Origin of the sequence: Shewanella sp. SM87 (genome assembly GCF_025653705.1) — a bacterium.
GTDB lineage: Bacteria > Pseudomonadota > Gammaproteobacteria > Enterobacterales > Shewanellaceae > Shewanella > Shewanella oncorhynchi.
Genome location: NZ_JAKKSC010000003.1, coordinates 100,054 through 117,622, shown reverse-complemented (window position 1 = coordinate 117,622; position 17,569 = coordinate 100,054). Strand labels below are relative to the sequence as shown.

Genomic DNA, 17,569 nt, shown 5'->3' with positions numbered 1-17,569 from the left:
CAAGCGGTCAACGAAAACCCAACATAACGCACAGAAAATACCATTACTCAACGAAAGCCAATAAATTCCAGTCCCAGATGATTGTATCGACCCGAAACCTCAGGTAATCTGCATCCCCATTAAGTGACACAGATGATAAGCACAGGTTTTACGATGAGTGTCACTATGTTCTTCAAGAGTGCCACAGCTGACTCAGCCAAAATGGCTTCTCAGTCCCAATAGATTATGTCGGATGATAATTATTATTAATGGCAGCTCGCGACTCTCAATCTAAAGCGCCGTCTTACGCCCCCAAGAGCACGACTCAAGCGGCGAAAAAAGACAGCGCACCTCGGCATCGCAACGCCACCACCACGCCTGAAATGCGACTCTTTATCCAGCAATCGGATCTGAGCGTCAGCCAGCTGGCAAAAATTTTAAATATCACCGAGGCAACGGTGCGTAAATGGCGGAAGCGTGAGTCCATTAGCAACAGTTCGAACACGCCTCACCACCTCAATACCACGCTCACGCCGATGGAAGAATATGTGGTGGTGGGATTACGCTATCAACTCAAACTCACCTTAGATAGATTACTTCAGGTTACCCAAACCTTTATTAATCCCAATGTGTCGCGCTCCGGCCTTGCCCGTTGCTTAAAGCGCTACGGCATATCGCGGCTCGATGAATTTGAAGCACCGCAAGTCCCCGAACGCTATTTTAATCAATTGCCTGTGACGCAAGGCAGCGATATCCAAACCTATACGGTCAATCCAGAAACCTTGGCCAAAGCCCTCGCATTGCCGAGTACCGACGGCAATACTGTGGTGCAAGTGGTGTCACTCACCATACCGCCGCAGCTCACTGAGCAAGCGCCAAGCTCAGTACTATTAGGCGTAGACACGGCAAGTGATTGGATTTACCTCGATATTTATCAAGACAGCAATACCCAAGCGACCAATAGATATATCGCCTATGTCCTCAGACATGGGCCGTTTCATTTACGAAAGTTGCTCGTTCGCAACTATCACACCTTCTTAGCCCGTTTTCCCGGTGCCCATGGCACGCCAAAGACAAACGCGGCTAAATCCCAAAACAAGGTCACCGTATCCAGGTCGACCCGTGGAGACTCTTTATGAGCCATACCCCTTCTGTACCTAATTCTGCGACTAACTCAAAAGCTGAGTCAAAAAAAGATAAACGACTCAACAAACGTTTGAAAGATATGCCCGTTGCCATCGTCGGCATGGCCAGCATCTTCGCCAACTCGCGTTATTTAAATAAATTTTGGGATTTGATCAGCGAAAAAATCGATGCCATTACTGACATCCCAGATACCCATTGGCGCGCCGAAGATTACTACGATGCCGACAAAAGCAAAGCCGATAAAAGCTACTGTAAACGCGGTGGTTTTTTACCAGAAGTCGACTTCAATCCAATGGAATTTGGTCTGCCGCCCAATATTCTTGAGCTAACAGATACCTCGCAACTGCTGTCGCTGATTGTCGCCAAAGAAGTGCTCGCCGACGCCAATCTGCCCGCCGATTACGACCGCGATCGTATCGGTATCACCCTAGGCGTGGGCGGTGGTCAAAAAATCAGTCAGAGCTTGAACTCGCGCCTGCAATATCCAGTGCTTAAAAAAGTATTCAAAAGCAGTGGCCTGAGCGATGAAGACAGCGAAATGCTGATCAAAAAGTTCCAAGACCAATATATCCACTGGGAAGAAAACTCTTTCCCAGGGTCCTTAGGCAACGTGATTGCAGGCCGTATCGCCAACCGTTTTGATTTTGGCGGCATGAACTGTGTTGTCGATGCAGCCTGTGCGGGCTCGCTCGCTGCTATGCGTATGGCGTTGACGGAACTGACCGAAGGTCGCAGCGACATGATGATCACCGGCGGTGTCTGTACCGATAACTCGCCGTCCATGTACATGAGCTTCTCAAAAACGCCAGCCTTCACCACCAATGAAACCATTCAACCCTTTGATATCGATTCAAAAGGCATGATGATCGGCGAAGGTATCGGCATGGTCGCGCTTAAACGCCTTGAAGATGCCGAACGCGATGGTGACCGAATTTATGCCGTCATCAAAGGCGTTGGCGCCTCATCGGATGGTAAGTTTAAGAGTATTTATGCGCCGCGCCCTGAGGGCCAAGCTAAAGCTCTCGAACGCGCTTACGACGATGCAGGTTTTGCCCCGCACAGCATTGGCTTAGTTGAAGCCCATGGCACGGGTACTGCCGCAGGTGATGTGGCTGAATTTAATGGCTTAAAATCAGTATTTGCCCAAGGCAACGACACAAATCAACATATCGCGTTAGGTTCAGTGAAATCCCAAGTGGGCCACACTAAATCCACAGCAGGCACTGCTGGGGTGATCAAAGCCGCGCTAGCGCTGCACCACAAGGTATTGCCTGCGACCATTAACGTTAGCAAGCCTAATCCAAAACTGAATATCGAAAGCTCACCATTCTATTTAAATACCGAAACTCGCCCATGGTTCCAGCGCGCCGATGCAACGCCGCGCCGTGCAGGTGTAAGCTCCTTTGGTTTTGGCGGCACGAACTTCCATCTCGTATTAGAAGAATACAAACCTGAGCACAGCCGCGATGAGCAATATCGTCAGCGCAGTGTGCCGCAGACACTATTGTTTGCCGCAGCCAATAAAGCCGCGCTGCTTAGCGAGTTAAAAGCTGCGCTGAGCCAAAGCGTGAACACAAGCGCAAACGCGAATAAGAGCAGCGCTGCGAGCCTGAACGCTATCGCTCAGCAATATCCATTACGCACACTGACAAGCACAGATGCCCGTTTAGGTTTTGTGGCTAAGGATATCGCACAGCTGCAAGCTCAGTTAAATCAATCGATTGCGCATTTAGAAACCAATGCAATTGAAGTGTGGCAATTACCTTCTGGTATCAGCTACCGCTCTCATGCCTTAGTGGCTAAGAATGAATCAAAGAAAGTAGCCGCCCTGTTTGCCGGTCAAGGTTCACAGTACCTCAACATGGGCCGCGAACTCGCCTGCCATTTCCCTGAAATGCGCCAACAAGTGATGGCCAGCGATAAGGTATTTGCTCACCACGACCAAACGCCGTTATCGAACATCCTTTACCCTATTCCGGCATTCGATGCCGATGCGGTGAAAGCCCAAGAAGCGGCGCTGACCAATACCCTGTTCGCCCAAAGCGCCATTGGCGCAATTTCAATGGCGCAATATTCGCTATTAACTCAAGCGGGTTTTGCCCCCGATATGGTGGCAGGTCACAGCTTTGGTGAACTGTCAGCCCTTTGCGCGGCAGGCGTGATTTCCAATGAAGATTACGTCGAACTGGCCTTCGCCCGCGGACATGCCATGGCGCAAGTGCCGAGCGATACTGGGACTCAAGTTGATTTAGGAACCATGTTCGCGATTATTCTTAAGCAAAAGAATGATATCGATGCGATCAATAGCTGTTTAGCTCAGTTTGATGGCGTTAAAATTGCCAACTACAACGCGCCGACGCAATTAGTCATCGCAGGTGGCACAGAGCAAACTCAGCTGGCCGCGAAAGCCATTAGTGAACTGGGCTTTAAAGCGATTGCCCTGCCTGTCTCAGGCGCGTTCCATACCCCATTGGTTGGACACGCACAAAAGCCATTTGCCAAAGCCATTGATAAAGCTAAATTCAGCGCGCCTTCAGTCGCACTTTATGCCAACGGTACGGGTCAATTGCACCCAAGCGATGGCAAAGCCATTAAAGCAGAATTCAAACAACACATGGTGCAATCGGTTCGCTTTAGCGAACAACTGCAGGCCATGTATGACGCTGGCGCCCGTGTGTTTGTTGAGTTTGGCCCTAAGAACATACTGCAAAAGTTAGTTGAAAATACCTTAGGTGAACACTTAAATGAGCTTTGCCTTGTCAGCATGAACCCGAATCCTAAGGGCGACAGTGACAGTCAATTACGCTTAGCCGCAGTGCAATTAGCCGTAGCCGGCGTGGCGTTAACTGAGGTTGACCCCTATCAAGCCGTCACGTCACAAGAAATTGCCGAACGTGAAGCGCCATCAGCGATGAACATCAAACTCACTGCCACTAACCATATTAGTGCTGCAACCAAAGCTAAGATGGCTAAATCCCTCGCCACAGGCAGCGTGACTAGCCAAGTGCAATATGTGGATCGCATCGTTGAAACGGTTGTCGAAAGAGAAGTCGAAAAAATCGTTGAGAAAGAAGTCATCGTCGAAAAAGTTGTTGAAAAAATAATAGAAGTGGAAGCGAATCAAGTGGCAACTGTTGAAATGAAACAAAGATCCTCAAGCGTGACGCAAGGCTTAAACAATCACCAGCAACAAGCGACGGCGCAATTGAACCCAAGCGTCAGCGGCGATGCATTAACGGCATTTTTCAGCGCACAATCTCAAGCGGCGCAGTTGCATCAACAGTTTTTAGCTATCCCGCAGCAATACGGCGATACCTTCACGACACTGATGACTGAACAAGCCAAGATGGCAAGCCTTGGCATTGCAATCCCTGAAAGCCTGCAACGCTCGATGGAAATGTTCCACCAGCATCAAGCGCAAACCCTGCAAAGCCACACCGAATTTATGCAGCTACAAAGCAGTAGCAGCCAAGCGGCCTTGGCGATGTTAAACAATGCGCCGATTAACTTTACTCCAGCAGTTGCAAGTCAGCCACGAGCAACTGCGCCGGCTCCAGCACCTTTTGCTGCATCGACAGTTGCGCACAATGCCGCACCAGTAGCGGCTCAGGCTGTTGCGATGAGACCAGCAATTAACACACCTGTTGCACCTGTTGTGCAAACCGCTCCCGTTGCTCATGCGCCTGCTGCGACAGTACAAGTTGCGCCAGCAGCTCCTGCCGCTCCTGCATTAGTCATGCCTGCTGTAGTGATGCCAGAAGTGACACCTGTGGCAACAGCAACGAGCGGTTTAAGCGCTGCATTAGTGCAACAAACCATGATGGCTGTGGTGGCTGACAAGACTGGCTATCCGACTGAAATGCTGGAGCTCAGCATGGATATGGAAGCCGATTTAGGTATCGATTCGATTAAACGCGTTGAAATCTTAGGCACAGTGCAAGATGAGCTACCAGGCTTACCTGAACTCAGCCCAGAAGATTTGGCCGAGTGTCGCACCTTGGGTGAAATCGTTAGCTATATGAATAGCAAATTACCTGCAGCGGGAGCTATTGCTTCGACAGCTGCGCCAGTTGCGCAAACCATTGCAGCTCCTGCATCTAACGGCTTAAGTGCTGCTCTTGTTCAACAAACCATGATGGCTGTGGTGGCCGACAAGACAGGCTACCCCACTGAAATGCTGGAACTCAGCATGGATATGGAAGCCGATCTAGGTATCGACTCCATCAAGCGCGTTGAAATCTTAGGTACAGTGCAAGACGAACTGCCCAGCTTACCTGAACTCAGCCCAGAAGATCTGGCCGAGTGTCGTACCTTAGGTGAAATCGTTGACTACATGAACTCTAAACTGCCAGCGGCTGGCCAAGTTGTAGTTTCTACAACAACGCCAACAACTCCTGCAGCCAGCGGTTTAAGTGCTGCGTTAGTGCTGCAAACTATGATGACTGTGGTGGCTGACAAAACAGGCTATCCGACTGAAATGCTGGAGCTCAGCATGGATATGGAAGCCGATCTCGGTATCGATTCAATTAAGCGCGTTGAAATCCTAGGCACAGTGCAAGACGAACTGCCAGGTTTACCTGAGCTCAGCCCAGAAGATTTGGCCGAGTGCCGTACTTTGGGTGAAATCGTTAACTACATGCAAAGTAAGCTTACACAAAATGACAAGCTGCCTGCAGCGGGCGCAGTTATCGTAGCAACTCATGTGACAACTGCCGCGCATGCCGCCAGCGGTTTAAGCGCTGCGTTAGTGCAACAAACCATGATGGCTGTGGTGGCCGACAAGACAGGCTATCCCACTGAAATGCTGGAACTGAGCATGGATATGGAAGCTGATCTAGGTATCGATTCTATCAAGCGCGTTGAAATCTTAGGCACAGTGCAAGACGAACTGCCGGGCTTACCTGAGCTGAATCCTGAAGATCTGGCCGAGTGTCGCACCTTAGGTGAAATCGTTGACTACATGAACAGCAAACTACCTGCAATGGGCTCGACTTCAACTACAACAGCAGCACAAGTCACTGTTACCGCTACAATAAATAACGGCTTAAGTGCTGAAAAAGTCCAACAAACCATCATGTCAGTAGTGGCCGACAAGACTGGCTACCCCACTGAAATGCTAGAACTCAGCATGGATATGGAAGCCGATTTAGGTATCGATTCCATCAAGCGCGTTGAAATTTTAGGCACAGTGCAAGACGAGCTACCGAGTTTACCTGAACTCAATCCTGAAGATCTGGCCGAGTGTCGCACCTTAGGTGAAATAGTTAGCTATATGCAAAGCAAGCTAGGCCAAAACGCGGTAAGCCAGAATGCCGCGCCAGTTAGCGCTGTCGTTCAGCCTGAACCTAATATCGATTTACCGCCACACAGTGAGGTAGTGCTAAAAAAGTTGCCAGCGGCGGCTGAGCTAGCGCAACTATCGCCACAGCAATCGTCAAAGCAATCAGCGCAACAAGCTCTAACACGCGTTTTTGCTAAAGATGCCTGCATTATCATTAGCGATGATGGTCACAATGCTGGCGTACTTGCTGAAAAATTGCATGCTCAAGGTTTAACGGTTGCGGTTGTGCGCTCGCCTGAAAGCCTTGTAGCCAGTGCATCACCGCTCAATAGCCACATTGCCAGCTTCACATTGGCGGCGATTGACGATGCCAGCATCAGCGCAGTGATTAATGAGATCAAAAACTTAGGTCCAGTTGCAGGCTTTATTCATCTGCAACCACAACATAAAACCTCAGCCGATGCGAAAGGTTTAGTGTTGTCCAGTGCCGCCAAAGTGTCGGTCGAGCAAGCGTTCTTATTCGCCAAGCACTTACAACCGCTTTTAACAACAGCAGCAACCGCCAATACTGGCAGCAGCTTTATCAGCGTCAGTCGTATCGACGGTGGTTTTGGTTATCTTAACCACAGCCAAATTGCCCGCAGCGAGTTAAACCAAGCGGCATTGGCAGGTCTGACTAAAACCTTGAGCCACGAGTGGCCGAACGTGCATTGCCGCGCCTTAGATATCGCGCCAGCACTTGATGCCAAGCAACTGGCTAATGCGGTGATCACTGAGTTATTCGCAACCGATAAGCTATTAGAAGTCGGTGTGAGTGAAGCAGGTGCAACAGAAACGCTGGCACGCGTGACCTTAGTTGCAGGCAAGGCAGATACCCGCCACGGCGCAGCTAACTTGACCAGTGCAGATAAAATTCTGGTGACTGGCGGCGCAAAAGGCGTGACCTTTGAATGTGCCTTGAGTCTGGCAAAACGCAGCAAGGCGCACTTTATCCTTGCCGGCAGAAGCAGCCAACAAACCATTCCCGCTTGGGCACAGGGTAAAAATAACAGCGAACTTAAAGCCGCTGCCATTGCCCACATTCAAAGCTTGGGCGAGAAACCCACGCCAAAACAAGTGGATGCCTTAGTATGGTCAGTGCAAAGCAGCCTAGAAATTGCAGCCGCACTAGAAGCCTTTACCGCCGTGGGCGCGAGCGCCGAGTACTTAAGTCTCGATGTAAACAATCCAGATGCGATCGCCAGCACTATAGTGCCGATCACCGAGTTGTCGCCGATTACTGGCATCATCCATGGTGCGGGCGTACTCGCTGATAAACACATCCAAGACAAAACTTTAGATGAGTTGGCACGGGTGTATGGCACTAAGGTCACAGGTATAAGCAATCTACTTGCCGCACTGGATTTAGATAAATTAAAACTGATTGCCCTATTCTCTTCGGCGGCGGGTTTTTACGGCAATACTGGCCAAAGCGATTACGCCATGTCCAACGACATACTCAACAAAGCCGCACTGCAACTGGCGCAGCAACTGCCAAATGCTAAAGTAATGAGCTTCGATTGGGGTCCGTGGGACGGCGGCATGGTGAATCCTGCGCTGAAAAAGATGTTTATGGATCGCGGTGTTTATGTGATCCCGTTAAAGGCAGGTGCTGAGTTATTTGCGAGCCAATTGCTGAGCAACACAGGCGCACAATTGCTGGTCGGTACTGACATGCAAGGCAGCGCACCCCATGACGACACTTCTAATAAAGTGCAAGAGACTGAAGGTAGCAATCTAAAAAAGCCTGAAGCGGATCTGACCACTGACTCGTCGGGTCCGCATGCTTTGCTTAACGCTTTAAATCCAAGCGCAGTAAATATAAGCGCGGTAAAACTGCAGCGCACACTGGACCCTAAGGCAATGATCTTTATTGAAGATCACTGCATTAACGGTAATCCCGTATTACCGACTGTGTGCGCGATTCAGTGGATGCGTGAAGCCGCCTTTGATGTGCTCAAGCAGCCTGTCAAAGTGCAAAGCTACAAGCTGTTGAAGGGCATTATTTTCGACGCTATGACGTTAGAAAACGGTGCGCCCATCACGCTAGAACTTGAGCTTGCACCGATTGCGTTAACGGATAAAGCCGCGAAAGACACAGACGAGTGCTTGAGTGGACAATTCAGTGCCTTAATCAGCTTTGAAGGTCGTCCGCAATATCAAGCCATCTTAGTGATTGATGATGCAGTTGATGACGCGGCTAGTGATTACTTAGCCACTAACAGCAAAGCAACTGCCTTTGACGCGCATAGCTTGTCAGGACTTTCTGCCATCACAACTGCGAGCAACCTTTACAGCGACGGCACGCTTTTCCACGGCCCAAGACTGCAAGGTATTGAGTCTGTGGTGAAGTTTGACGATGCGAGCTTAGTCGCCAAGGTGAACCTACCCCATGTTGCGTTAGCGGACTGCGGGAGTTTTGTGCCCAATCTGGCCCCTAAAGGCTCACAAGCTTTTGCGGAAGATTTGCTGCTGCAGGCGATGCTGGTATGGGCGAGACTCAAATATGGCGCGGCGAGTTTGCCATCAAGCATTGGTGAGTTTATCTCCCATGCGCCGTTTGCCTTTGGCGATACAGGTTATCTAGTGCTCGAGGTGGTAAAACACTCTGGCCGTGCCCTTGAAGCCAATATTGCACTTTATCATCAAGATGGCCGCTTGAGCTGCGAGATGAACAACGCCAAAGTCACCATCAGCAAAAACCTTAACGGTGCATTCTTAGCCAATAAAGTTGCGGTTAATCAAACCGCTGCGAATAAAGCCATTGAAAGCGTGGAGGCAAAAGTCGAGTGAATTTAGCCCACACTTTAGCAACTCTACATAGCGGCCAAACTGAAACGTCGATAGCAGACACTGCTATGACTGAAAAGCTTGCCAAGCCACTGCGTATTGCAGTGTTGCTTGGCGACGCGGTCAATCTTGACTCTCACTCAGCCCAAGTATTAGAGACGTTTGCGGAACGTGAAAGAGTTCAAATTTGCGCTTTAGATGCTGCCCCATCTACAACACAAGAGCCGACAGCTCATGAACCAAGAGGGCATAAACCGTCAGTGTATGAGCAAAGCTCGCTCACTGCCTTGTTAGGCCAAGCAACAACAGCCATTGAGCAAGGCAAGCTCGTTGAACTTAAATTCAATGATGGCAATCAGCCCCAGCCTTTGACTCAGTCTCTGTATTTGCTTGATGGTTTACGCGCCGCCAAACTGCGCCTCCACGCCCACGCGTTTATTGCTGGTTTTGCCGCTGGCAATCAAACTACAGGTGTTGCAAATGCAGCGGCTGTTGCAAATGCGGCGTTAGTAGCGGCAAAGCGCAGCCCTGCACAAACCGTTCAGCATCAACTCGTCGCCAACACTCTCAACGGGGCCTTTGTTGCGCTGCGCCAAGGCGTAACCGCCCTCGCTGCGCGAGCACAAGCGCCGCTTCATGGCGCAACTGATATTAAAGAGGCAAACGACACAAATCATCAAGCGGGCTATTGGTTTAGCGACCAACATCAAGCGCGGGTGTTGTGCCTAAATCTTGTCGCAAAAACGTCAAATCAAACGGATGAGTCTCGACATCTAAACCAAAGTATTGTGCTGACCCAAGGCACACAACTTGCCGCACCCAAAGCCCTTGTTGATGAAAACAGACTATTTGTGCCGATAAGTGGTAACAATATTGATTCACTCATCGCGCAAGTATTGCAGCTAGTTAACACAGTGGAAAATGGCGTAGGCTTTCACGCAGACTTTCGCGCTGAGCAACTCAAACCTTGGTTTGAACGCTATGATGCCAACGCACCACTGGCATTAGTCTTGATGGCAGCATCGATTGATGACCTCAAACTTGAAGCCAAAGCTATGCTTTCGGCGCTTGAAAGTGATGCTGTTCGTCATCATGGTCAACACTTTAAAACGCCAGCGGGTAGCTGTTTCACCGCTAAGCCGCTAGGGGATGCAGGACTTACCTTTGTATACCCCGGCGTTGGCACTGTTTACGCCAATATGTTCAATAACTTGCATGAGTATTTCCCCGCGCTGTATCACCAGCTAGAACGTGAAGGCGATTTAAGCGCCATGCTGCAATCATCGCAGATTTATGCGGCAGATGTTAAAGCGGCAACTGACATGAGCTTAAGCCAACAAGCGATTAGTGGCGTGGGCGCCAGTTATCTATTCACTAAACTGTTGACCCAAGTCTTTAATATTAAGCCAAAAATGGCGCTCGGTTACTCAATGGGCGAAGCAGCCATGTGGGCCAGCCTAGATGTGTGGCAAACGCCCCACGGGATGATCAACGCCACCGAAAATAGCGATATTTTCAACCATGCCATTTCTGGCGAGCTAACCGCAGTGCGCCGAGCATGGCAGCTTAAGGATAATGAATCCATAGTGTGGAATAGCTTTGTGGTGCGCGCCGATAGCCATGAAATCAAGGCTTTATTGCCAGAGTTCCCTCGCGCTTACTTAGCCATCACCCAAGGTGATACCTGCGTCATTGCCGGTTGCGAAACAAGCTGTAAAGCCCTGCTTGCCACATTAGGCAAACGCGGGATTGCCGCCAATCGCGTCACGGCCATGCATACCGCACCTGCCCTGTTAGTCCACGGACAAGTACAAGATTTCTATACGCAAGCGCTAAAACCCGAGGCACTGAAACCTGAGGCATTAAAACCTAAGGCGCTGGAAGCGGCGGCGCAAGATTCGTCTATTCGCTTTATCAGTGCTGCGCAAACTGCGCCAGTAACCGTGGATAGCCACAGCATTGGCCGCGCGATTGCCGATACCTTTTGTTCGCCACTCGACTTTAGTGCGCTCATTCAAAATGCCACTGAGCAAGGTGCAAGGCTATTTGTCGAAGTGGGCGCCGATAGGCAAACCAGCACACTTATAGATAAAATCAGCCATGCCCATGCAGGCCAAAGCACGGTAAACGAGGCAACAGTCGCCATTGCTTGCAATGCCAAGGGTGCCGATGCGATTACCAGCTTACTCAAGTGTTTAGCTCAACTGATAAGCCACAGAGTACCGCTGTCGCTCACGCCGCTCATTCAGCCATTAAGTGCTAACGCAGCCCCTTTATCATCAGCAGTATCACCAAAAGGAGAACCCCTGTGAGTTCTCAGCATTCCCCTACTATTGATAAAACTACCGTGCCTACCATTGCGTCAAACCGCGCATCAAAAAGTGCGTCAAAAATTGCGATTGTCGGCCTCGCGACTCAGTATCCTGACGCCGATAATCCACAAACCTTCTGGCAAAATCTGTTGGATAAAAAAGACTCTCGCAGCCAAATCAGTCGCGAAAAGCTCAATGCCAATCCCGCCGATTACCAAGGTGTGCAGGGTCAGTCTGACCGTTTTTACTGTGATAAGGGCGGCTACATCCAGCACTTTGAGTTTGATGCCAAGGGCTATCAACTGCCTGAGTCTGCCTTTGACGGTTTAGATGAAAGCTTTTTATGGGCACTCGATTGCAGTCGTAAAGCCCTTCAAGACGCAGGGATTGCACCAAGCGATGCCGTACTGGCGCGCACAGGTATCGTAATGGGAACCTTGTCGTTCCCCACGGCCCGCTCCAACGAATTATTTTTGCCTCTGTATCATCAAACCGTTGAAAAGGCGCTACAAAACAAACTTAACCAAAGCGCATTTCAGCTGGCTGATTTTGGCAACTCAGTTAACGCTCTCAATGCCAATAACCAAGCATTAAACGTCGCCAATGGCGCGGTTGCACACACAGCCTCAAAGCTGGTCAGCGATGCGCTCGGTTTGGGTGGCACTCAGTTGAGTCTGGACGCCGCCTGCGCCAGTTCGGTTTATGCGCTCAAACTCGCCTGCGATTACCTAACAACAGGCAAGGCAGATATGATGCTTGCGGGCGCAGTATCGGGCGCCGATCCCTTCTTTATCAACATGGGATTCTCGATTTTCCACGCCTATCCAGATCATGGTATCTCGGCGCCCTTTGATAGCAATAGCAAGGGCTTATTCGCCGGAGAAGGCGCTGGGGTGTTAGTCTTAAAACGCTTAGAAGATGCCGAGCGCGATGGCGATAACATCTATGCCGTCGTTAGCGGCATTGGTTTGTCGAACGACGGTAAAGGCCAGTTTGTATTAAGCCCCAACAGCAAGGGCCAAGTACAAGCCTTCGAGCGCGCCTATAATGCGGCAAACACACTGCCTGCCAATATCGAAGTGATTGAATGCCATGCCACAGGCACGCCGCTTGGGGATAAGGTCGAACTCGCTTCGATGGAACGCTTTTTTGAGGACAAACTCGCAGGCTCTGCAGTGCCGCTGATCGGTTCGGCAAAATCCAACTTAGGCCATTTACTCACAGCCGCAGGCATGCCGGGGATCATGAAGATGATTTTTGCCATGCGCTCGGGTCGACTGCCGCCAAGTATTAACTTATCAGCGCCGATATCCTCGCCTAAGGGCTTATTTAGCGCTAAAAATCTGCCAACAGAATTACATGCTTGGCCCGATAAAGCTGGCAATGACCGCCGCCACGCAGGTGTTTCCGTGTTTGGTTTTGGCGGCTGTAACGCGCATTTATTGCTGGAATCCTATGTACCGGCAAATACCAGTAGCAAACATCAGCAGAGTACAGCCCAAGTAAGCTATCAACATACACCATTAAATATCATTGGCTTAGCATCGCACTTCGGGCCTTTATCCTCCATAAATGCGCTGGATAACACCATAAGCGCGAAGCAAGATGCCTTTATCCCGCTGCCAGCTAAACGCTGGAAAGGCTTAGATAAACATCCTGAGATCTTAGCTAACTTTGGCTTGCCTGCTGTACCGCAAGGCGCCTATATCGACCAGTTCGATTTTGACTTCCTGCGCTTTAAAGTGCCGCCCAATGAAGACGACCGCCTGATCTCCCAGCAACTGCTGCTGATCAAAGTGGCCGATGAAGCGATTCGTGATGCTAACTTAATGCCAGGTGGCAAGGTTGCTGTATTAGTGGCGATGGAAACAGAGCTTGAATTGCACCAGTTCCGTGGCCGAGTGAATCTGCACACGCAACTGGCCGACAGCCTTAAAAAACAAGGGATAACACTCACACAAGCTGAGTATCTTGCCCTTGAAAAGATCGCCATGGACAGTGTGCTCGATGCCGCCAAACTGAACCAATACACCAGTTTTATTGGCAACATCATGGCGTCACGTATCGCATCCCTTTGGGACTTTAACGGCCCTGCCTTTACCATTTCGGCGGCGGAGCAATCGGTCGCCCGCTGTATCGATGTGGCCGAAAATCTGTTGTCCCAAGAATCCTTAGATGCCGTAGTGATCGCCGCCGTCGATTTAAGTGGCAGTTTAGAGCAAGTGATCCTCAAAAACGCCGTATCGCCAGTGGCATTTAATGCGACTGACACTGGCTGGAAAGTCGGTGAAGGTGCTGGCGCGTTAGTACTCACGACAGCGCAACTAAGTGCAACCCAGCCAAGTAATGCCGCTGACAATGCTAATGCCAATAGCAGCTATGGCGACAGTTATGGTCACATCAGCGGCCAAGTATTTGGCGCGATTTGTGACATACAAGGTAATAGCAACACAGCACGTATTTGCGATGACTTGCTAACCCAAGCCAAGGTGAATAGCAGCCAGATTAGCTTGATTGAAACCAGTATTGCAGTTGAGCAAATTGCCGATTCAGAGTTGGTACTCAATACCCTGTTGCCGAGTGTGAACCAGCGCAGCCAAGCTGCTGATACCCTAGGCCACAACTTTGCCGCCGCAGGAATGGCGAGTATTTTGAGCGCGCTGCTTCAGCTTAAAAATCAGGTGCAGCTTAAAAATCAAGCGCAACTTAACAAGCATTCTTCTCAAGCTCAGCAGAACGCGCTCGTAGCGACGTTTAGCCAAGGTAAATGCTCGCAGTTACTGCTCAGCCAAAGTGCCACGCAAGCATACAATTTGCAGCAAAGGCTAGATCAAGATTTAACGCTTTCTGAGCAAAAACACTTAATAAAACAAGTGACACTCGGTGGCCGCGATATCTATCGGCATATCCTTGATACGCCGCTCGCAGGCCTTGATGCTATACAACAAAAAGCCCAAGCCATGACAGCACTGCCAGCGCGCAGCCAACGCAAACATTTGGCCCAAATAACGAGCAAAGACACGAGTCGCTTTGCAATAAGCAGCCCAACCACGGCTCAACAAAAAGAGACATTAAGCAGCATGCCAATTAATGCCCTAAGCACCAATAAAAACGCCACTCAAGCAGAGCTAAAAGACGCGGCATTTTTAAGCAATCAGCAACTCGCCCGTGAGGCGCATTTAGCCTTTTTACAAAGCCGTGCTGAAGGCTTGAAACTGGCCGATGCCTTGATGAAAGCCCAGCTTGCCAGCGAGTTAGCCGTCAATGGCCAAGCTGCGCCAGTACAACAGCAAGCCATTGTTCAGGCATCTGCGACAGCGGTTCTTCCACATCCTGTGCTTTTTCCCAATCATGCAAAAGTGCCTGAGTACACGCCGCCAACACCGATAAGCAAGCCTTGCATTTGGGATTATGCGGATTTAGTCGAGTACGCCGAAGGTGATATCGCTAACGTCTTTGGCCAAGATTACGCCATTATCGACAGCTACTCGCGTCGTGTACGCCTGCCAACCACAGACTATTTGCTGGTATCTCGGGTAACGAAATTAAACGCCCAGATGAACCAATATCAGCCTTGCACTATGACCACAGAATACGACATTCCTGTGGACGCACCGTATTTGGTCGATGGCCAAATTCCTTGGGCCGTGGCGGTTGAATCGGGTCAATGCGACTTGATGCTGATCAGCTACTTAGGTATCGATTTTGAAAACAAGGGCGAGCGCGTTTATCGCCTGCTCGATTGCACCCTGACCTTCCTTGGCGACTTACCGCGCGGTGGCGACACCCTGCGCTACGACATTTCCATCAATCACTTTGCCCGCAATGGCGATACCTTGTTGTTCTTCTTCTCCTACGAATGTTTCGTGGGTGACAAGCTGATCCTGAAAATGGATGGCGGCTGTGCCGGCTTCTTCACCGATAAAGAACTGGCCGACGGCAAAGGCGTTATTCACACCGAAGCCGAAATCAAAGCACGCAACCTCGCCTTGAACAATCCGAATAAGCCGCGCTTTAATCCGCTGCTTAACTGCGCGCAAAACCAATTTGATTACAGCCAAATCCATAAACTGCTCGGCGCAGATATCGGTGGCTGTTTTGGCGGTGCCCATGCGGCGCATCAAGCCCAACACGGTTTGCAGCCATCTTTATGTTTTGCATCCGAAAAATTCCTGATGATTGAACAGGTCAGCAATCTTGAGGTGCATGGCGGCGCGTGGGGCTTAGGCTCAGTTCAAGGCCATAAGCAGCTCGAAGCCGACCATTGGTATTTCCCATGTCATTTCAAGGGCGACCAAGTGATGGCGGGGTCATTAATGGCTGAAGGTTGTGGTCAATTACTGCAATTCTTTATGCTGCATATTGGGATGCACCTCGGTGTAAAAAACGGTCGTTTCCAACCGCTCGAAAACGCATCACAAAAAGTGCGCTGTCGTGGTCAAGTCTTGCCGCAATCTGGCCTGCTCACCTATCGCATGGAAATTACCGAAATCGGTATGAGCCCGCGCCCGTATGCTAAGGCGAATATCGATATTTTGCTTAATGGCAAAGTGGTCGTGGATTTCCAAAACCTTGGTGTGATGATCAAAGAAGAAGCCGAATGCACCCGCTACCTCGCCGATAATGATGCCAGCACCGCTGACAATACTGCTAAAAATGCTGCTTCGGCTGCGACGCTGGTTTCAACAGCACCCGCATCGTTTGCCGCGCCGTTGATGGCCCAGCTGCCAGATTTAACTGCGCCAACCAACAAAGGCGTAGTGCCGCTTAAGCATGTACCTGCGCCGATTGCGCCAGCGGATTCAAAGTACGCCAACCGCGTGCCCGATACCCTGCCGTTCACGCCGTACCACATGTTCGAATTTGCCACTGGCGACATCGAAAACTGCTTCGGCCCCGATTTCAGTATCTATCGCGGCCTTATTCCACCGCGCACGCCCTGTGGTGATTTACAGCTGACCACCCGCGTCATTGCGATTGACGGCAAGCGCGGCGAGCTGAAAAAGCCCTCTTCGTGTATCGCTGAATACGAAGTGCCCGCAAGTGCTTGGTATTACGATAAAAACAGCCATCATGCCGTGATGCCCTATTCTGTGCTGATGGAAATATCACTGCAGCCAAACGGTTTTATCTCAGGTTATATGGGCACCACCTTGGGCTTCCCCGGCCAAGAGCTATTTTTCCGCAACTTGGACGGTAGCGGTAAGCTGCTGCGCCATGTGGATTTACGCGGCAAGACAATCGTAAACGACTCACGTTTGTTATCGACTGTGATCGCTGGCAGCAATATCATCCAAAATTTCAGCTTCGAGCTAAGCTGCGATGGCGAGCCTTTCTACCAAGGTAAAGCGGTATTTGGTTACTTCAAGGGCGATGCACTGAAAAACCAACTTGGCATAGATAATGGCAAGATCACTCAGCCTTGGCATGTGCAAAATGGCATAGCCGCCGATAGCCAAATCAATCTGTTAGATAAACAGCATCGCAGCTTTAACGCGCCAGAAGGTCAGCCGCATTACCGTTTAGCGGGCGGTCAGCTTAATTTTATCGACAAGGCCGAAATCGTGAAAGCCGGAGGTAAAGCGGGCCTTGGCTATTTATACGCCGAGCGCACGATTGACCCGAGTGATTGGTTCTTCCAATTCCATTTCCATCAAGATCCTGTGATGCCAGGCTCCTTAGGGGTTGAAGCCATTATCGAGCTGATGCAAACCTATGCGATTGACCAAGACCTTGGTGCGGGTTTTAACAATCCTAAATTTGGGCAGATTTTATCGGATATCAAATGGAAATATCGCGGCCAAATTAACCCATTAAACAAGCAGATGTCGCTGGATGTGCACATTACCAGCGTGACAGACGACAATGGCAAACGCATCATTATGGGCGATGCCAACTTGAGTAAAGATGGCCTGCGGATTTATGAAGTTAAAGATATCGCCATCTGTATTGAAGAAGCTTAATGAGTTTACGCTGTTAGAAAGACGCTAATCTCGAATAACAAATAACGAATAACGAATAA

At 50.1% G+C, this 17,569-nt stretch carries 4 protein-coding genes; all 4 read left to right on the top strand.

All coding sequences use genetic code 11. The annotated features are described in order from the left end of the window. The first annotated feature begins 248 nt into the window (after positions 1-248). Genes L5M11_RS03450 through L5M11_RS03435 form a run of 4 tightly spaced genes read left to right on the top strand, consistent with a single transcriptional unit; the run spans position 249 to position 17,510 of the window. Positions 249-1,118, top strand: a complete 870-nt coding sequence (locus tag L5M11_RS03450) for a transcriptional regulator (protein WP_263184697.1) — start codon at positions 249-251, stop codon at positions 1,116-1,118. Beyond that, positions 1,115-9,238: a type I polyketide synthase gene (locus L5M11_RS03445; RefSeq protein WP_263191375.1), complete on the top strand. Its 8,124-nt coding sequence runs from the start codon at positions 1,115-1,117 to the stop codon at positions 9,236-9,238. The genes L5M11_RS03450 and L5M11_RS03445 overlap by 4 nt, the downstream gene beginning before the upstream one ends. Beyond that, positions 9,235-11,547, top strand: a complete 2,313-nt coding sequence (locus tag L5M11_RS03440; protein ID WP_263191373.1) for a PfaB family protein — start codon at positions 9,235-9,237, stop codon at positions 11,545-11,547. The genes L5M11_RS03445 and L5M11_RS03440 overlap by 4 nt, the downstream gene beginning before the upstream one ends. Beyond that, entirely contained in the window at positions 11,544-17,510 is a 5,967-nt protein-coding gene (locus tag L5M11_RS03435) for a beta-ketoacyl synthase N-terminal-like domain-containing protein (protein WP_263191372.1), read from the top strand. The genes L5M11_RS03440 and L5M11_RS03435 overlap by 4 nt, the downstream gene beginning before the upstream one ends. Positions 17,511-17,569 lie beyond the last annotated feature (59 nt).

What these genes read in the sequence shown, in the direction of transcription:
- L5M11_RS03445 (WP_263191375.1), top strand. Translation starts at nt 1,115, where the DNA reads ATGAGCCATACCCCTTCTGTACCTAATTCTGCGACTAACTCAAAAGCT.
- L5M11_RS03450 (WP_263184697.1), top strand. Translation starts at nt 249, where the DNA reads ATGGCAGCTCGCGACTCTCAATCTAAAGCGCCGTCTTACGCCCCCAAG.